Origin of the sequence: Roseivivax marinus (assembly GCF_900109705.1) — a bacterium.
Classification (GTDB): Bacteria; Pseudomonadota; Alphaproteobacteria; order Rhodobacterales; family Rhodobacteraceae; genus Roseivivax; species Roseivivax marinus.
The window spans coordinates 1-17,299 of the sequence record NZ_FOAI01000008.1; the positions used below are offsets into that span (position 1 = coordinate 1).

Genomic DNA, 17,299 nt, shown 5'->3' on the forward strand with positions numbered 1-17,299 from the left:
CAGGACACGCCGGTCATCAACTCTGGGCTTGCCGTGCGACTTGGGGAAGTAAGGTTTCAAACGCGCCATCTGCGCATCGCTCAACCAGAGAAGATCAGACATGTTCACCGCTCGTTTTCGAACGGTGAATCACGCTCCCCCCAAGCAGATCAATGGGTCCTGACCCCAGCGCAATCTGAACCGGACGAATTGATGTGGATAACCCCGGAATCCGGCGGCGGAAGTGGAAGTATCCATCCTGGCGATGGAGGTATCGATGGCGCGGCATGGTGCCCTCCTGACAAGGACACACCGGCCTGACCTGAGGGTGGCTTGTGCAAGCTGTGTGCAAGCCATGTGCAAGATTGACACGCAAGCCGCCGGAGATCGCCGGAGCTAATCTCCAAAACCCTGCTATTTCATACACTTAGGGAAATTTTGGCTCCGGCGGTAGGGATCGAACCTACGACCAATTGATTAACAGTCAACTGCTCTACCGCTGAGCTACGCCGGAACACGGGGTGGCGTATAGCAAGGTGGTTCGGGGGGCTCAAGAGGGGGCGGAGGAATTTCTCAGGAAATTATGGCGGCCTTCTCAGCGCCGGGCAAAGCGGGCCTGCGGTGAGAGTTCGGACAGGGGGGTGACGCGGTCTTTTCCAACCAGATCAACGAGGTGTGCGAGGACGTTACGCGCGGCGGCGGGCAGGAGGGGGGCGGGCGTGTCGGTGTAGATCCGTGCCGCGAGGGTGGCGGGATCGGCCGGGCCATCTTCCAGCGCGTCGAGGATGGCGGCCTCGCGTGCCCTCCGGTGCGCGACGAGATCGGCGAGGCGCGTGGCCGGGTCGGAGACCGGCGCGCCGTGGCCGGGCAAGAGGCTCTGCCAGGTCTCCTCCTGAAGACGCGCGAGCGAGGCCATGAAGTCGGTCAGGTCGCCGTCGGGCGGCGAGACGAGCGAGCTGGCCCAGCCCATCACCAGGTCGCCCGAGAACAGCCGGTCGCCCAGCGCGAAGCACAGGTGATTGCCCATGTGCCCCGGCGTGTGGATCGCCCGCAGGCTCCAGTCCCCGCCCGAGAGCGTCTCTCCGTCGGCGAGCGTTTGGTCGGGGCGGAAGGCATGGTCCACGCCTTCGCCGCCGCCCACGAGGCCGCTCTCGGCCAGTTGCGTCATCGCCGCGCTGCGGCCGGCCCTGGCGGTGCCGAACCCCGCCACTGGCGCGCCGGTCAGGGCCGAGAGCGCCTCGGCCAGCGGGGCGTGGTCGACATGGGCGTGGGTGACCGCGATGGCCGACACCCGGCGGCCGCCGATGGCATCGAGCAGGGCGCGCAGGTGGATCGGGTCGTCGGGGCCGGGGTCGATCACGCACAGGTCGGCCTCGCCCACGAGGTAGGTGTTGGTGCCGCGGAACGTCATCGGAGAGGGGTTCGGCGCCAGCACGCGGACAATGCCGGGGGCCACCGTTTCGGGGGTGCCGGGCACCGGGCGGAACTCGGGCTGCGGATCGGACATGCGGGGCCTTCCTGTCGAAACCTCGACGCGAGGGTCTAGCGATCGCACGACCGCGGGCAAGTCGCCGGGCGCGCGGGGCAGGGCGACCGGCGGTTTCGTGCGTGTGACGCCGGACAGGACCGGGCAGCCTTGTGTCGCCACGCCCGCGATTGCGCGGCGCCGGGCGGGGGCCTATGGCTTGGCGCATGTGGTTTCGATGGCTCAAGCCCTACGTCCCGCGCGGCATCTACGCGCGCGCCTTCCTGATCCTCATGTTGCCGGTGGTGACCGTGCAGCTCGTGGTGATGGTGGTGTTCATCCAGCGCCACTTCGAGGGCGTGACCGAGCAGCTCACCGACCAGCTGGCGCGGCAGGTGAACACGGTGATGCAGACCGACGACCTCGCGCTCGCCGCGCGGCTCGGCCTCGGCGCGGAGCCGGTGGCCGACGACGCGGTGCCCGAGGCCGATGTCCGCCGGTGGTGGGACATTTCGGGCCGGGTGGTGATCCGCGAGGTCCGCGAACGTGTGCCGGGCCTTGCCGGCGTGGTGCTGCCCGACGATCGCGACACCATCCTTTACGTCCGCGATGACGACGGGGTCACGCGCTTCGCTTTCTCGCGGGACCGGGTGTCGGCGTCGAACCCCCACCAGCTCCTGGTCACGATGATCGTCTTCGGCGTGCTGATGACCACGATCGCCTACGTCTACCTGCGCAACCAGCTGCGACCGATCACGCGGCTGGCGCAGGCGGCCGAGGCTTTCGGACGCGGACGGCACGTGGCCTACGCGCCCTCCGGCGCGCTCGAGGTGCGGGCGGCGGGTCACGCCTTTCTCGACATGCGCGCGCGGATCGAGCGTCAGATCGAGCAGCGCACGCTGATGCTGTCGGGGGTGAGCCATGACCTGCGCACCCCGCTGACCCGGATGCGGCTGGAGCTGTCGATGCTGCCCGACGAGGAGCGCGAGGCGCTCGAGCGCGACGTCGACGACATGCAGCAGATGGTCGACAGCTTTCTCGACTTCGCGCGGGACAACGCGGCGGCGGGGCCCGCCGAGCCCATCGACCCGGTGTCGCTGGTGCACGCCATCGTCGAGGACGCCCGCCGCCAGGGCCGGTCGGTGGAGCTGGCCGAGACCGAGGGCGCGGGCGAGGTAGCCTTGCGCCCCACGGCGATCCGCCGTGCGGTGGAGAACCTGATCGGCAACGCCGTGCGCTACGGCACGCAGGCGCGGGTGTCGGTGCGGATCACCGAGCGCTCCCTCCGGATCCGGGTGGAGGACGACGGGCCGGGCATCGCCGCCGAACAGCGCGAGGCGGCGCTGCGGCCCTTCGTGCGGCTCGACGCTTCGCGCAACCAGGATCGCGGCACAGGGGTGGGCCTCGGGCTCGCCATCGCCGCCGATATCGCGCGCGCCCACGGAGGTGTCTTGCGCCTCGGCGACAGCGCCGACCTCGGCGGGCTTGCCGCGGACATCGTGATCGCCCGGTAACGGGCTGATACTGCAGACAGGGCTTCGCCGCGCCTGACCGGGAAACGGTGAGAGTGCCGATCCGGGACGGGGCGAACGTGTCGTCGCTCGCCTGGGATTGCGTTCCGATGCCCACCGCGGGTGAATGATGCACCCCTCCGCGAAACGCGACGTGAAGGCGACTTCAACGCAACAATAACAATGGCCTATGAGACGTCTCTCACGTTTCGCGCGCAGGCCCCAACCGATAGAATTGGGCGCAAACGCCTTCGATGCGCCGCGCCGCCACCGAACCGCGGTCACGCGCTTGGCGCACGCCAGTCGGGTATCGAAAGCTCCAGACCGAAAGGTGCGCCATGCCCGTCCGATCCCGCCTGACCCTCATGGCCCTCGCCCTGTGCGCCATCGCCGTAGGGGCGCTCGCGCAGCCCGTCATCGCACCGGCTACACAACCCGCCGCCCCCCGCACCGATCCTCATGTGCCGCCGCCGCAATCCTATTCGGGCCAATGGTTCACCACGCCTGACCGCTGCACCTATTCCCGCACGCAGGCGCCGGGCTACCGGGTGCGCTGGATCCTCGTGCTCAATCCGCACCATGTCGGCACGCCGCCGGCGCATCGCGGTTGTCCGGGAATGCTCTGAGGCCAGCGATCGGAGCGAGCCGGTCAGGCGACCGGCGCCGCCGCCTCGCGCAGGAAGCGTCCGAGGGCGGCGCGGTCCACCGGTTTCAGGAGCCGCGTGATCCCCAGCCGGGCGCAGTCGCGCCGAACCTCGTCAGAGCGGTCGGCGGTCACGATGGCCGCCGGCACCGGACCGACCCGGGCGGCGAGCGCGGCGTAAAGCTCTGTCCCGCTTGGTCCGTCGCCCAGCCGCTGATCCAGCAGCGCGGCGTCCGGCGCGATGCCGAGGTCGTCCAGCAGTGCCAGCGCGCCCGCGGCGTCCTCGGCTTCGATCACGCTCACGCCCCAGCCTTCGATCAGGTGCGACAGGGCGCGGCGCATCTCGGCGTCGTTCTCGACCAGCAGAACGATCAGGCCTGCCCCGTCGAGCGCGGTGCCCGCCGGCGCACGTGGGCGGGCCGCGCGCGGATCGCTTGGCAGGCCCGCCGGACCGGTGACCGGCACCGTGACGGCAAAGCACGAGCCGCGCCCGGTCTCGGACCAGAGCTCGATCGGGTGGCCCAGCCGCGCGCAGGCCCGCTCGACGATGGCCAGGCCCAGGCCCAGCCCGTCGTTGCGGCTGGCGGTGGCGTCGAGGCGGTGGAACTCCTCGAAGATGGCGGCGCGGTCGGCCTCCGGGATGCCGGGCCCGGTGTCGCGCACCTCGATCCGCGCCGCACCGCCCGCACGCCGCACACCCACCGACACCCGCCCGTGCGCGGTGTAGCGCACCGCGTTCGACACCAGGTTCTGCACGATCCGCCGCAGGTAGGCCGGATCGCTCTCGACCACCAGCGACGACGGACGGCAGCTCAGGCGCAGGCCCTTCGTGGCGGCCAGCGCCCCCATCTCGTCGCAGAGCGGCACCAGCACCTCGGACAGCGGCACCGGCCGGATGTCGAACCGCAGCCGGTCCGAGTCGAGCTTCGAGATGTCGAGCAGCGCCTCGATCAGCGCCTCGGCGCTGGTCAGCGCGCTTTCGGCCTTGGCCAGCACCGCGCGGTGGTCGGCATCGGGCAGGCGCTCTCCCAGCGAGGCGACAAAGAGCTTGGCGGCCGAGACCGGCTGCATCAGGTCGTGCGAGGCCGCCGCGACGAAGCGCGACTTGGTGGCGTTGGCCCGCTCGGCGGCCGCCAGCGCGTCCTCCAGTTCCAGCGTCCGCGCCAGCACCCGCGCCTCCAGCTCCTCGTTCAGCGCCGAAAGCCGCGCGGCCGCGGCGCGCTCGGCGGTTACGTCCGTTACCGAGATCACGAAGCCGCCGTCGGGCATCCCCTGGCCGAACACGTCGAGCACGGCGCCCGCCGCGTGGCGTGCCTCGAACCGCAGCGCGCCGCGGTCGCTGCCGCCCGCCGCCCAGGCCCGCAGGTCCGCGCGTGACACGCCTTCGGTGAAGCTGAATTCCGGCGAGAGCCGTTCGAGCAGCGCGTCGAACCGCGTGCCCAGCCGCAACAGCAGCGCCGACACCGACAGAAGCTGTCCGATCCGCGCGTTCCAGCCCACCAGCCGCGCCTCGGCGTCGAAGATCGCCACGCCCTGGTCGAGATGGTCGAGCGTGGCGCGGATCATCCGCGCCTGGCTGTCCTTCAGCCGCGCGCGCTCCTGCCGTTCGATCTGCACGAGGTCGGTCACGTCGGTCTGCACCACCACAGTGCCGCCGTTGCCGGTCCGGTGCTCGGAGACCTGAAGCCAGCGCGCGCCGGTGAGGGCCACGTTGAACATCACCCGCCGGTCGCGGTGCCGCCGCATCCGCTCCACCGCCCAGGCGGCGGGGCTCGTGCCGTCGGGCAGCGCCAGCGCGGGCGAACGGCTGATCCGGTCGACGTAGTCGCGGAAGGTCAGGCCGGGCCGGATCGCGTCGCCAAGGTCGCGGAAGTCGCGGCAGAAGCGCGAGTTGCACATCACCAGCACGTCGTCGGGATCGAACAGTGCGAAGCCCTCGGTCAGCGTCTCGATGGCGTCCGCGAGGTTGCGCCGCGCCGCCTCGGCCTCGTCGGTGGCGCGCGCCAGCTGCGCGTTCGACTCGTGCAGCAGGTCGAGCGTCCGCTCCAGTTCCAGCGTCCGCTCGCGCACCCGCTTTTCCAGAAGCGCCGCGCGCTCGAACTGCGCGTAGGCCGCGCCGGACTGCGCGGTCTGATGCTCGACGCGCGCCATCAGCGCGGCGGCGATCTTCTGGAGCTTCTCTGCCTGCCGCTCGGGCGGGTCGGCGGGACTGACGAGGCTCATTTGCGGGCGGTCTCGGCCCCGGTCCCGGGCGGGAACAGCGCCACGCCGGTCAGGGTCTGGTTCACGTGCAGCGCGCCGTATTGCTCGCCGTAGCTCGAGAAGCCGCGCACGTTGTGTCGCCGCAGGATCGCCGACAGCGCACGGGTCTGCTGCTGCTGTCCCGCCTCGATGCGCCGCAGGATGCAGTCCATCCCGAGGATCCGCACGTCCGCCGCGCCGCCGGTGATCTCGGCCAGCGCGGTGTCGAGATGGGTCGCCATGTCCTGCGGATGCGCCAGCGTCAGCACCATGCCGGTGCTGATCGCCGAGAAGAAGATCAGCGCGCCGTCCTCGGTCACCTGCCGGATCGCCCGGACGTGGTGGGTGTCGCCCAGCCGCACGACCACCGGGAACGCGGCGAAGGTGAACGGATCTAGCTGGTTGGGATCCTTGCCCAAAAGCCGCGCGTATTCCTGCGCCGCCGGCTCGGCGTTGATCTCGCGCACGAGGCGGCGCTCGGGGTCTGCGTCGGTGACCACCATGCGCGTCTCGGTTGGCACGAGATGGTCGAGGCTGAACACCCGCACCGCGCAGGCCGAGCGCACCAGCGTCACCAGCGCGGCGTCCCGCATCACCATGCCGTTGCGCGCCAGCCGCGCGTCGGCAAAGCGCGTCCCGTCCCCCGCCGATCCGCCGAAAAGCGGCATCGCCCCGAGGCCCGTGGCCAGCGTCGCGGTCAGGTGCTCCTCGCGGCACGACAGACCGTCGGCCAGCAGCATGGCGAACTCGGTGGCGTGCGCCTCGGGCGCGGTCGCGGCAAGCGTCGCGCGGGCCTGCGCCACGGTCTCGGTCAGCGTCTCGGTGTCGAGCGCGTCGGCTCCCTCGACGGTATGGGTGGCGACGGAGAACAGCGCCGCGGGAAACGCGACGGCGACGATGGTGCCCTCGGCATAGCCGTCCGGGCCGATCTCTCCGGCGGTGGTGCAGGCCAGCACCTCGGCGCCGGGCCAGAGATCCGTCGTGGACGCGGCCAGCGCGTCGAAATCCGCGTCAGGACTGGCGAACAGGCAGACGAGCGCGAACGGGCCGTCCCCCAGCGCAGCGGCGAGCGCGCCGGCGGGGTCGCGGTCATCGGCCGCGACCTGGGCCTCGCGCAGCGCCTCGCGCGGGACCGGACAAGGGCAGGAGCCGTCCACGGGTGCGATCTTTCCTCCCAGAGATCACCGCGACGATAGCGGCGCGCGGCGCCTCAAGGCAAGACGCGCGCGAAACTGGCCTCCTTGGCAAGCAGCACCGCCTGCGTGCGGCTCTGGACGCCCAGCTTTCGCATGATCGCCGTGACGTGGGCCTTCACCGTGGTCTCGGCGATGGCCAGCTCGAAGGCGATCTGCTTGTTGAGCCGCCCCGCGCAGATCAGCGACAGGATCCGCGCCTGCTGATTGGTCAGCGTGGCCAGCCGGTCGATCGCGTCGGTGCCCGCGTCGCCCTCGGGGTCGATGTAGCTTTCGGGCACGAACCGCTCGCCCGCGACGAGGGCCGCGTAGGCCCGGCGGAACACCGCGCTTTGCGAATGCTTCGGCACGAAGCCGTCGGCGCCGGCCTTGAGCGCCCGGCAGATCATCCGGTTCTCGGCCATGGACGACACCACGAGGATATGCGCCTTGGGCGCCGCGTTGCGCAGCCGCACCAGCCCGTCGAGCCCGTCCACGTCCGGCAGGTGCAGGTCCAGCACGATGAGGTCCACGGCGCTCTTTGCCAGACGGTCGAGCCCCGCACCGAGCGTGCCCGCGCTGTCGATCCGCGCGAAATCGGCGATCGAGGTCAGCGTCAGCGTCAGAGCGTCGCAGAACAGCGGGTGGTCGTCGATCACCAGCGCGGTCGGCGCGCCGGTCTGCGGGGAAGGGGGCGTGGGTTCGGTCATCGGCTCGGGTCCTGTCTCTGTCGCCGATCCTAGCGGGCCACGGCGCCGGGGTCGCTAGCCGAAAGGTCGAATGCCCACGGCGGCAAGGGGGCCGTGTCGGCGGGACCGCGGTCGCCCTGTGCGGGACGGCTTTCGCGCGGAAGGACGCGCCCGCGCGGCAAATCCCGGACCGGTGGCACGACACGCGCGGATCTCACGCGCTCCTGCCCTGCGACGGGACAGGCAGGGACCGCGCGTGCCTCAGGCTTCCGCCCGCGCCCCGTGACTGCCGCGTTCGCGGTAGGGCGTGGTCGCGTAATGCGCCCGGTAGCACTTGGAGAAATGCGACGGGCTCGCGAAGCCGCAGGCCAGCGCCACGTTGATCACGCTCATGTCGGTCTGCATCAGCAGGTTGCGCGCCTTCTGAAGCCGCAGCTCCATGTAATACCGCTTGGGGCTGCGGTTGAGGTAGCGCCGGAACAGCCGCTCGAGCTGGCGGGTGGACATGCCCACCTCGGTCGCGAGCTTGGCCGGACTGATCGGTTCCTCGATATGCGCTTCCATCTTGTGGATCACTTCGGCGAGCTTGGGATGCCGCACGCCGATGCGCGTGGGGACCGACAGCCGCTGCGTGTCCTGATCGGTGCGGATCGCGGAATAGATCAGCTGGTCCGCGATGGCGTTCGACAGGTCCGGCCCGTGATGCGCCGCCACCTGCGACAGCATCAGGTCGATGGAGGCCGTGCCGCCCGCCGCGCTGATCCGGTTGCCGTCGATGGCAAAGACCGACTTGGTCAGCAGCACCTCGTCGAATTCCTCCGCGAAGCTGTCATGGTTCTCCCAGTGGATCGCCGCGCGCTTGCCGTCCAGCAGCCCCGCCTCGGCCAGAACCTGCGTGCCGGTGCAGAGCGCGCCCATGGTCGGCCCGTGCCGCGATTCGCGCCGCAGCCAGCCGACGAGGCGCTTGGTGATCCCGCTGCGCAGGTTGAGGCCCGCGCACACGATCACCGTGTCCTCGCGGGTCAGCGGCGGCAGATCGCTGTCGAGCTCGAACCCGGTGCCGGCCGAGCATCGGATGGTGCCGCCACCGTCGCCCACAACGGTCCACGTGTAGAGCGTCCGTGCCGACATGCGGTTCGCCAGCCGCAGCACCTCCAGCGCCGAGGCAAAGCTCAGCAGCGTGAAGTCCTGCAGCAGGACGAAGACGAAGCGCCGCGGACGGCTGCCGCCGTTCAGCACTTCAATCGGGGCTTCTTCCCGGGACATCGCGATCTCCGTGGTCGGATACCGGCAGCTCTGCCGCCGCATCCCGTCCGGCGTGCGGACGAATTCATGCCCGCCAAGGCCCCAATATACAGGTCCGACGGTTAAGGGGCCACAATCCAGAACCGGGGCGGCGCGTCAAGCGGGGGTGGACATTTCGACACTGGCCAGCGGCGGACCGCTTCGATATAGCCTGCGGACGCCTGCGCGACGTGCGTGCAGGCCACCCCCTTGGGAGGCCTTCGGACAGGGAGACGGACGATGACGGACTGGCAGAAATCGGCATGGCGCGACAAGCCGCGGGTGCAGATGCCCGACTATACCGATGCGGAAGCGCTCGGCACGGTCGAGGCGCAGCTGTCCAAGTATCCGCCGCTGGTCTTTGCCGGCGAAGCCCGCACGCTTCGCAACGAGCTGGCCGCCGCCTCGCGCGGTGACGCGTTCGTCCTGCAGGGCGGCGACTGCGCCGAGGCCTTCGACCAGTTCACCGCCGACGGCATCCGCGACACGTTCAAGGTCATGCTGCAGATGGCGATGATCCTGACCTACGGCGCGAAGGTGCCGGTGGTGAAGATCGGCCGCATGGCAGGCCAGTTCGCCAAGCCGCGCTCGGCCCCGACCGAGGTGCGCGACGGCGTGGAGCTGCCGAGCTTCCGCGGCGACATCATCAACGAGCTCGACTTCACCCCCGAGGCGCGGACGCCCGATCCGAAGAAGATGCTCCAGGCCTACACGCAGGCCGCCGCGACGCTGAACCTGCTGCGCGCGTTCTCGACCGGCGGCTATGCCGACGTGCACAAGGTGCATTCCTGGACGCTGGGCTTCACCGACAGCCAGGAAGCCTCGAAATACCGCGAGATGGCGTCGCGGATCTCGGACACGCTGGACTTCATGAAGGCCGCGGGGCTCGAGAGCGAGACCAATCACAATCTCAAGACCGTGGACTTCTACACCAGCCACGAGGCACTGCTGCTGGAATACGAAGAGGCGCTCTGCCGCCTCGATTCGACCTCCGGCAAGTGGCTCGCGGGGTCGGGCCACATGATCTGGATCGGCGACCGCACCCGCCAGCCCGACGGCGCGCATGTCGAGTTCGCCCGCGGTGTTCAGAACCCGATCGGCCTCAAGTGCGGTCCGTCGCTGACGCCGGACGACCTGAAGGTCCTGATGGAGCGGCTGAACCCCGCCAACGAGGCCGGGCGCCTGACCCTGATCGCGCGTTTCGGCGCCGGCAAGGTCGAGGATCACCTGCCGCGCCTGATCGAGACCGTCCGCGAGGCCGGCGCCAACGTCACCTGGGTCTGCGACCCGATGCACGGCAACACGATCAAGTCGGCCACCGGCTACAAGACACGCCCCTTCGAGTCGGTGCTGCGCGAGGTCCGCGAGTTCTTCGCCGTCCACCGCGCGGCGGGCTCGGTGCCGGGCGGCGTGCATTTCGAGATGACCGGCCAGGACGTGACCGAGTGCACCGGCGGTGTCTACGCCCTGTCGGACGAAAACCTCTCGGACCGCTACCACACCGCCTGCGACCCGCGCCTCAACGCCTCGCAGTCGCTGGAACTGGCGTTCCTCGTCGCGGAAGAGCTGACCGCTCACCGCGAAGCCAACGCGGCCGTGGCGACGGCCTGACGCATGGTTCGGGCCGCGTTGCCCGCCCGAGCCGCTCTCACCTCAAAACCCCCGCAGTCCACTGCGGGGGTTTTTCATTTCCCGATACCGGCAAATCATCCCCGTCCAGAGCAGCGTCTGACAGCCGCCGCCCCTCGCCGGGCGGCCGCCCGGCGAGGCGATGCGGCAGGGCTTGGTGATCATTCGGACAGGGCCGATATCAGGCACGGGCTCGCCGATCCGCGGCCCGACGCCGCGCCGCAGGTGTCACTACCGGCGCGTAGACCGACCCCGCGAGTCCTACTCGGTATCCGTCCCGCGCACCGCGAGGATCGCCACGATCCCCAGGAACGCCAGGCCCGCGACGGCCGCGTTGAACGGCGCGGTGTTCGCGACGATCACGCCGATCAGCGCCCAGATGACCGCGATGCCGTATTCCGGCGCGCGGTGCAGGCGGTATTGCACGGTCACCGCCACGCCCACGGCCAGCACGAGGGACACCAGCGCGGCGGGCGTCTCGGGCATCACGCCGTATCCCGCCAGCACGAGGCCCACCGACACGCAGGACGCCGCCGTCAGCCAGCCCGCGTAGATCGCCACCGGCGAGGTCTGCCACCAGCGGTCGGTGTCGCCGGCCCGCGCCAGCGCGCGGACGGCGTAGGCCAGCATCACCCAGATCATCGCCGTGGCGCCGGGCACCGAGACCTGCGCCACCGGAAGCCAGAACGCCCCCACCGCGAGGCTCACCACCAGCGGCGGGCGCATCGGCGCCCAGTCGGCATCGTCGGCACGACGGAAAAGGCCGAAGCCCGTTCCGGCAATGAGCCAAAGGTAGATCAGACCCCAGATCGCGAAGGCGTAACCCGCGGGCTGCACGGGCGGGTTGTCCTGCGGCACGGGGAATTGCGAGGGGTCGAACCCGTTGAACCCCGGCGCCAGCAGCGGCGAGGCGGCGAAGGCCAGCGCGGCGGCGAAGGCCGCGCCGGCCATGAGTTTTGCGCGCGTCTCCGGGGTCAGGCCAGTTCTCCCTCGGCGGTGATCCGGGTCTTTCCCCCGAGCCAGGGATGCAGCGCCTCGGGCAGATCGACCGAGCCGTCCTCCTGCTGGCCGTTCTCGAGCACTGCGATGAGGCAACGTCCGACCGCGAGGCCCGAGCCGTTCAGCGTATGCACGAAGGCCGGCTTGCCGCCGTCGGAGGGCTTGTAGCGCGCGTTCATGCGCCGCGCCTGGAAGTCGCCGCAGACCGAGACCGACGAGATCTCGCGATAGGTGTTCTGCCCGGGCAGCCAGACCTCGATGTCGTGGGTGCGTTGCGCGCCGAAGCCCATGTCGCCGGTGCACAGGACCACCGTGCGGTAGGGCAGGCCCAGCCGCTCGAGGATGTCCTCGGCGCAGCGCGTCATCCGCGCGTGTTCCTCGTCCGAGGCGTCGGGGTGGGTCACCGACACCATCTCGACCTTCTCGAACTGGTGCTGGCGCAGCATCCCCGCGGTGTCGCGTCCGGCCGACCCCGCCTCGGAGCGGAAGCACTGGGTGTGCGCGACGTAGCGGCGCGGCAGGTAGCCTTCCTCCACGGTCATGCCGTTGACGATGTTGGTCAGCGTGACCTCGGCGGTTGGGACCAGCCACCACCCCTCGCGGGTGCGGTAGCTGTCCTCGCCGAATTTCGGCAGCTGCCCGGTGCCGAGCATCATCTCGTCGCGCACCAGCACGGGGGTCCAGGTCTCGGACAGCCCGTTCTCGGTGGTGTGCGTGTCCAGCATGAACTGCGCCAGCGCCCGATGCAGGCGCGCGACCGCGCCCGAAAGCACCACGAAGCGCGAGCCCGACAGCTTGGCCGCGGTCTCGAAGTCCATGCCGTCCTGCACGGCGGGCAGGTCGTAATGTTCCTTCGGCGTGAAGTCGAAGCTGCGCGGCTCGCCCCAGCGGCGGATCTCGACGTTGTCGTCCTCGTCCGCACCCTCGGGCACGTCTCCGAGCGGCAGGTTCGGCAGGCCCATCAGCGCCTCGGTCAGCTGGGCGTCCAGCTCCTTGGCGCGCTCCTGCATCTCGGCGACCTCGGTCTTCTTGGCCGACACCTCGGCGCGCAGGCGCTCGAACCCGGCCTCGTCGCCGGCGGCCTTGGCCTTGCCGATCTCCTTGGCGGCGCGGTTCTGGTCCGCCTGCGCGGTCTCGGCCGCGTGGATCGCCGTGCGCCGCGCCTCGTCGAGCGAGACGAGCGAAGCCGCCACCGGGTCCGATCCACGCTTGGCCAGCGCGGCGTCGAAGGCGTCGGGATTTTCGCGGATGGCGCGGATGTCGTGCACGGCCTCGCTCCTTCGTTTCTGATTCCGCGCCGCTTATGCCGCAATCCCGGGCCGAGGTGTAGGGGATCAGCGCAGCGCCGAGAGACGCCGCCGCACCCAGCCGTCCACCGGCACCGCCAGCGCGTCGCCGTCCGAGCGCGCCGAAAGCACCGCCGCGACCCGCCGCGCGCCCTCCTCGCCGAACAGCACCGGCCCGCCGGACTGGCCGTACTCGATGCCGCAGGAGATGCGCCAGATCGTGCCGCGCAACGCGCCGGGGCAGGCATCCTCGGTGGTCAGTCGGTGCGGAACGGTGCGGGTGTAGCCCGCCAGCCGAAACGGCCCCGCCGCGGGCGACGAGCCCACGTCGAGGGGCACGAGGTCCACGTCCGCATCAAGAAGCATGAGTGCCAGGTCGTGGCGCACGTCGATGCCGCCGTCGTTGACCGCCTGCGGGTGGACCTCCACGTCGGCCACGCGCGCGGCGCCGGCATGGCCCGCCCCGTCCCAGCCGGCGACGAAGACCATGTCCGAGATCCGTTTGCGGGTGCCGTCGCGCTCGAGCACGCAATGCGCCGCCGTCAATACCACGCGCGGCGCGACGAGCGTGCCGGTGCACATCCCGCGCGTGTTGTAGCCGGCGATGTTCACCCGCCCGATGGCGTCCTGCGCGGAGGAGAGGGCGGGCAGGAGTAGAATGATGAGGGCGAGGGCGAGGCGCATGGCGGAAGAGTAGGTGCGCGCGGCGAGGGGGAAAGGGCGCCGCGGAGGCGGCGTCGGGCAGGGCACCCGTGCCGCTCTTCCGGCGGCCACCGCCGGGTCCGACAGGATCCTCCGCGCACCCGGATACCAATCCAGGCCCGACGCCATCGCGGCACGGGCCGCGACATGGGGTCGCGCGACGCGCGGCGCCTGTCGCGCCAGCGTCGTCACCGAGGCCCGATGAAAGAAACACCCGCGCGTGTGCGGATCAACCGGTGCGACGCCCGGCCGCCGAATGCATCCCGTGCCGCTCGCTGCCGTAAGGTCGATGAGCCAGACGCATGCCATACGCGATCCGGACGGGTGCCATCCGCTTGCATCGCGCTGGCGCCCGCCATAGGTTCCGCGCAATTCGGCGGGGGTGCTCCCCGCGCACCCAGACACGACAGGAGCCCCTCGATGGAAGGCAGCGCGATCGCCCAGTTCGTCCCGCTCATCCTGATCTTCGCGATCATGTACTTCCTGCTGATCCGCCCTCAGCAGAAGAAGGTCAAAGAGCATCAGAAGATGGTCGAAAGCCTGCGCCGCGGCGACCAGGTCGTCACGCAGGGCGGCCTCATCGGCAAGGTGATGAAGGTCAAGGACAACAACGAGCTCGAGGTCGAGCTGTCCGAGGGTGTGAAGGTCCGCGTGGTCCAGAGCACCATCGCCCAGGTCCTGTCCAAGACCGAGCCGGCCAAGACCGACTCCTGATCCCCCGACGCCGTCGCGTGCCGCCCCGCGCGGGCGGTCCGGGACGGCCCATCCGACCGGGGCCCCAGCGCCCCACATCTGCCGGGGCGCGCGGAACGCCCCCAACCAAGGGCGGCCCGACGCGATGCTGCAAATCGACCTGTGGAAACGGATCCTGATCTGGGGCGTGCTGGTGATCGGCCTGATCCTCGCCCTCCCGAACCTGTTCTATTCCCGGGTCGAGGGACACAACGACGCCGTCACGGCGATCGAGCGGCAGGGCTCCACCGCGGAGCTCGAGGAACAGGCCGCGCAATGGCCGTCCTTCCTGCCATCGGGCCTCGTGAACCTCGGCCTCGATCTGCGCGGCGGCGCGCACCTGCTGGCCGAAGTTCAGGTGGAGGACGTCTACGGCGCCCGGCTCGAAGCTCTCTGGCCCGAAATTCGCGACGCGCTGCGTCCGCTGCGTGACCAGATCGGCACCTTCCGCCTCGTCGAAGAGGGCGGCGCCGCGCTCCGAATCCAGATCTCGCAGACCGAGGGGCAGGGCGCCGCGCTCGAGGCCATCCGCGACCTCGCGCAGCCCGTCAGCTCCACCGCTGCCATCGCGCAGGGCGGCGCGAACGACATCGAGGTCTCGGCCTCCGACGGCACCATCACCGTTCAGCTTTCCGAGGCCGAACGCGCCGCCACCGACGAGCGGACGCTTCGCCAGGCGCTAGAGATCATCCGCCGCCGGATCGACGAGGTCGGCACCCGCGAGCCGACGATCCAGCGTCAGGGCCAGGACCGAATCCTCATCCAGGTGCCCGGCATCGGCTCGGCGCAGGAGCTCAAGGACATCATCGGCACCACCGCGCAGCTGACCTTCCAGCCGGTCGTGTCGCGTGGCTCCAGCGGGGACGTAGAGCCCGGCGTCGGCGAGGAGATCCTGCCGTCGCTCGATCAGGAGGGGGTCTTCTACACCCTCGACCGCTCGCCCGTCGTGACCGGCGAGGAACTGGTGGACGCCCAGCCCTCCTTCGACCAGAACGGCCAGCCCGCGGTCAGCTTCCGCTTCAACACACAGGGCGCGCGCGCCTTCGGTGACTACACCGCGCAGAACATCGGCTCGCCCTTCGCCATCGTGCTCGACGAGGAAGTGATTTCGGCCCCGGTGATCCAGAGCCACATCCCCGGCGGCTCGGGCATCATCACCGGGAACTTCTCCATCGAGGAGTCGACCAACCTCGCAGTGCTTCTGCGCGCCGGTGCGCTGCCGGCGGGCCTCGAGTTCCTCGAGGAACGCACCATCGGCCCCGAGCTGGGTCAGGATTCGATCGACGCCGGCAAGCTCGCCACCGCGGTGGCCTTCGCGATGGTGCTGGTGTTCATGGTCGCGGTCTACGGCCTGTTCGGGATCTTCGCTAACATCGCGTTGATCCTCAACATTGCCATGCTCTTCGGCCTGCTGAGCCTGATTGGCGCGACGCTGACCCTGCCGGGCATCGCCGGCATCGTCCTGACCGTCGGCATGGCCGTGGACGCCAACGTGCTGGTGTTCGAGCGCATCCGTGAAGAGCTCAAGACTGCACGCGGTCCGGCCCGTGCGATCTCGCTCGGCTACGAGAAGGCGCTGTCGGCCATCGTCGACGCCAACATCACCACGATCATCACGGCGATCATCCTGTTCGCGATGGGCTCCGGCCCCGTGCGCGGCTTCGCCATCACGCTGGGCTTCGGCATCCTGACCTCGGTCTTCACCGCGATCTTCGTGACGCGGTTGCTGATCGTGACCTGGTTCGAGCGCGCCCGCCCCAAGACCATCACCGTGTGAGAAGGAGCGGACCATGCGCCTGAGACTGGTTCCCGAAGAAACTAGCATCGATTTCTTCAGCCGCTCCAAGCTGTGGCTGGGCATCTCCGCCGTGCTGATCGTGGTCGCTCTGGCCTCGTTCTTCTTGCAGGGCCTGAACTACGGGATCGACTTCCGCGGCGGCACCACGATCCGCACCCAGAGCGCCGAGCCGGTGGACGTGGGCGCGTATCGCGATGCGCTTCAGCAGCTGGAGCTGGGCGACACCGTGATCTCGGAGGTCTTCGACCCGTCCTTCGGTCCCGAGCAGAACGTCGCGATGGTGCGTATCGCCCCGCAGGGCGAGGCGGAATCGGTGTCGCAAGCCACGATTGAGAACATCCGCACGGCGCTCGCCGAGGTCGCCCCCGATATCGAGTTCACCTCGGTCTCGTCGGTCGGGTCCAAGGTCTCGGGCGAGCTGATCCAGACCGCTGTTATCGCCGTGCTTCTCGCGATCGCAGCCGTCCTAGTCTATATCTGGCTGCGCTTTGAATGGCAGTTCGCCGTGGGCGCGGTGGTCGCGCTGGTTCACGACGTCGCACTGACGATCGGTATCTTCTCCGAGCTTCAGATCCGCTTCGACCTCGCCATCATCGCGGCGTTGCTGACGATCGTGGGCTACTCGCTCAACGACACTGTGGTGGTGTTCGACCGGGTCCGCGAGAATCTCATCAAGTACAAGAAGCGCCCGCTGAAAGAGGTTCTGAACGTCTCGATCAACGAGACGCTGAGCCGGACGTTGATGACCTCGCTGACCACGCTGCTGGCTCTGATCGCGTTGCTCGTTCTGGGGGGCGACGTGATCCGCGGCTTCGTCTTCGCGATGACCTGGGGCGTGCTGGTCGGCACCTACTCGTCGATCTTCGTCGCTTCGGCGGTCCTGCATCGCCTTGGCGTCAAGCGCGACTGGTCGAAGCCCGACGCGCCCTCGGGCAACCAGTTCGCCAACGTGGACGCCTGACGACGAACCGCCGATTTCCGGTCCTGCGGGCACGCCCGTGGGGCCGGAATGGTGCGATCGGGGCGGAAATCGAGGTTGGATTCTCCAAGTCGGGGGCGCTCTGCGGTGCAGAATCAACCCACACGGGAGAGACTTTACCGCAACGCCGCTTACGTATTTATAGCAAGGCAAGATCGGTCGATGTCCCGTCAGGGCACGAGGAGAACGT

14 protein-coding genes, 1 tRNA gene and 1 pseudogene are annotated in these 17,299 nt (G+C 69.7%); 6 read left to right on the forward strand and 10 right to left on the reverse strand.

What is annotated here, in order from left to right:
* The 3 genes and pseudogenes from BMX29_RS18820 to BMX29_RS11115 all read right to left on the reverse strand — a co-directional run.
* Positions 1-102, reverse strand: a pseudogene (locus tag BMX29_RS18820) (IS5/IS1182 family transposase); the annotation flags it as partial.
* 316 nt (positions 103-418) lie between these two features.
* A tRNA-Asn gene (locus BMX29_RS11110) sits at positions 419-493 on the reverse strand.
* 81 nt (positions 494-574) lie between these two features.
* Positions 575-1,486 carry an MBL fold metallo-hydrolase gene (locus BMX29_RS11115; RefSeq protein WP_092812799.1) on the reverse strand — a complete coding sequence of 304 codons (912 nt, stop codon included), beginning with the start codon at positions 1,484-1,486 and terminating at the stop codon, positions 575-577.
* A 185-nt stretch (positions 1,487-1,671) separates the two neighbouring features.
* Between BMX29_RS11115 and BMX29_RS11120 the strand changes: the two genes are divergently transcribed.
* Both BMX29_RS11120 and BMX29_RS18825 read left to right on the forward strand, forming a co-directional pair.
* Positions 1,672-2,958 (forward strand): ATP-binding protein, encoded by a 1,287-nt coding sequence (locus BMX29_RS11120; RefSeq protein ID WP_043841863.1) that lies wholly within the window; start codon positions 1,672-1,674, stop codon positions 2,956-2,958.
* Between the two features lie 335 nt (positions 2,959-3,293).
* On the forward strand, positions 3,294-3,581 hold the full coding sequence (locus tag BMX29_RS18825) for a hypothetical protein (protein ID WP_139196991.1): 288 nt from the start codon (positions 3,294-3,296) through the stop codon (positions 3,579-3,581).
* 23 nt (positions 3,582-3,604) lie between these two features.
* On the opposite strand, the gene BMX29_RS11125 is transcribed toward BMX29_RS18825, so the two are convergent.
* From BMX29_RS11125 to BMX29_RS11140, 4 genes are all read right to left on the reverse strand, one after another.
* Entirely contained in the window at positions 3,605-5,821 is a 2,217-nt protein-coding gene (locus BMX29_RS11125) for a hybrid sensor histidine kinase/response regulator (protein WP_092812802.1), read from the reverse strand.
* Positions 5,818-6,996 (reverse strand): FIST N-terminal domain-containing protein, encoded by a 1,179-nt coding sequence (locus BMX29_RS11130; protein WP_092812805.1) that lies wholly within the window; start codon positions 6,994-6,996, stop codon positions 5,818-5,820. The genes BMX29_RS11125 and BMX29_RS11130 overlap by 4 nt, the downstream gene beginning before the upstream one ends.
* 53 nt (positions 6,997-7,049) lie before the next feature.
* Entirely contained in the window at positions 7,050-7,721 is a 672-nt protein-coding gene (locus tag BMX29_RS11135) for a response regulator (RefSeq protein ID WP_043841417.1), read from the reverse strand.
* A gap of 240 nt (positions 7,722-7,961) precedes the next feature.
* A complete protein-coding gene (locus tag BMX29_RS11140) occupies positions 7,962-8,966 on the reverse strand; it encodes a GlxA family transcriptional regulator (protein ID WP_043841859.1) in 1,005 nt (334 codons plus the stop codon).
* A 258-nt stretch (positions 8,967-9,224) separates the two neighbouring features.
* Between BMX29_RS11140 and BMX29_RS11145 the strand changes: the two genes are divergently transcribed.
* On the forward strand, positions 9,225-10,595 hold the full coding sequence (locus tag BMX29_RS11145; protein ID WP_092812811.1) for a class II 3-deoxy-7-phosphoheptulonate synthase: 1,371 nt from the start codon (positions 9,225-9,227) through the stop codon (positions 10,593-10,595).
* Between the two features lie 279 nt (positions 10,596-10,874).
* On the opposite strand, the gene BMX29_RS11150 is transcribed toward BMX29_RS11145, so the two are convergent.
* The 3 genes from BMX29_RS11150 to BMX29_RS11160 form a co-directional block, all read right to left on the reverse strand.
* Entirely contained in the window at positions 10,875-11,564 is a 690-nt protein-coding gene (locus BMX29_RS11150) for a hypothetical protein (RefSeq protein ID WP_092812814.1), read from the reverse strand.
* A gap of 23 nt (positions 11,565-11,587) precedes the next feature.
* Positions 11,588-12,880 (reverse strand): serine--tRNA ligase, encoded by a 1,293-nt coding sequence (gene serS / locus BMX29_RS11155; RefSeq protein WP_092812817.1) that lies wholly within the window; start codon positions 12,878-12,880, stop codon positions 11,588-11,590.
* Between the two features lie 66 nt (positions 12,881-12,946).
* The gene (locus BMX29_RS11160) at positions 12,947-13,582 is read right to left on the reverse strand and encodes a trypsin-like serine peptidase (protein WP_175471178.1); all 636 of its coding nucleotides are present in this window, start codon (positions 13,580-13,582) and stop codon (positions 12,947-12,949) included.
* A gap of 438 nt (positions 13,583-14,020) precedes the next feature.
* Here BMX29_RS11160 and yajC point away from each other — a divergent pair, with 438 nt between their 5' ends.
* The 3 genes from yajC (at position 14,021) to secF (ending at position 17,091) form a co-directional block, all read left to right on the forward strand.
* Complete coding sequence (gene yajC / locus BMX29_RS11165; RefSeq protein WP_043841409.1) at positions 14,021-14,314, forward strand: preprotein translocase subunit YajC; 294 nt, start codon at positions 14,021-14,023, stop codon at positions 14,312-14,314.
* 124 nt (positions 14,315-14,438) lie between these two features.
* Positions 14,439-16,109 (forward strand): protein translocase subunit SecD, encoded by a 1,671-nt coding sequence (gene secD / locus BMX29_RS11170; RefSeq protein WP_092812823.1) that lies wholly within the window; start codon positions 14,439-14,441, stop codon positions 16,107-16,109.
* 13 nt (positions 16,110-16,122) lie between these two features.
* Positions 16,123-17,091: a protein translocase subunit SecF gene (secF, locus tag BMX29_RS11175; RefSeq protein WP_092812825.1), complete on the forward strand. Its 969-nt coding sequence runs from the start codon at positions 16,123-16,125 to the stop codon at positions 17,089-17,091.
* The last annotated feature ends 208 nt before the right edge of the window (positions 17,092-17,299 follow it).

Bases quoted from the DNA above. Each gene is read 5' to 3' on its own strand.
- BMX29_RS11135 (WP_043841417.1), bottom strand. From the start codon at position 7,721: ATGACCGAACCCACGCCCCCTTCCCCGCAGACCGGCGCGCCGACCGCG.
- BMX29_RS11150 (WP_092812814.1), bottom strand. From the start codon at position 11,564: ATGGCCGGCGCGGCCTTCGCCGCCGCGCTGGCCTTCGCCGCCTCGCCG.
- BMX29_RS11125 (WP_092812802.1), bottom strand. From the start codon at position 5,821: ATGAGCCTCGTCAGTCCCGCCGACCCGCCCGAGCGGCAGGCAGAGAAG.
- BMX29_RS11160 (WP_175471178.1), bottom strand. From the start codon at position 13,582: ATGCGCCTCGCCCTCGCCCTCATCATTCTACTCCTGCCCGCCCTCTCC.
- BMX29_RS11140 (WP_043841859.1), bottom strand. From the start codon at position 8,966: ATGTCCCGGGAAGAAGCCCCGATTGAAGTGCTGAACGGCGGCAGCCGT.
- yajC (WP_043841409.1), top strand. From the start codon at position 14,021: ATGGAAGGCAGCGCGATCGCCCAGTTCGTCCCGCTCATCCTGATCTTC.
- BMX29_RS11145 (WP_092812811.1), top strand. From the start codon at position 9,225: ATGACGGACTGGCAGAAATCGGCATGGCGCGACAAGCCGCGGGTGCAG.
- BMX29_RS18825 (WP_139196991.1), top strand. From the start codon at position 3,294: ATGCCCGTCCGATCCCGCCTGACCCTCATGGCCCTCGCCCTGTGCGCC.
- secF (WP_092812825.1), top strand. From the start codon at position 16,123: ATGCGCCTGAGACTGGTTCCCGAAGAAACTAGCATCGATTTCTTCAGC.
- secD (WP_092812823.1), top strand. From the start codon at position 14,439: ATGCTGCAAATCGACCTGTGGAAACGGATCCTGATCTGGGGCGTGCTG.
- BMX29_RS11120 (WP_043841863.1), top strand. From the start codon at position 1,672: ATGTGGTTTCGATGGCTCAAGCCCTACGTCCCGCGCGGCATCTACGCG.
- BMX29_RS11115 (WP_092812799.1), bottom strand. From the start codon at position 1,486: ATGTCCGATCCGCAGCCCGAGTTCCGCCCGGTGCCCGGCACCCCCGAA.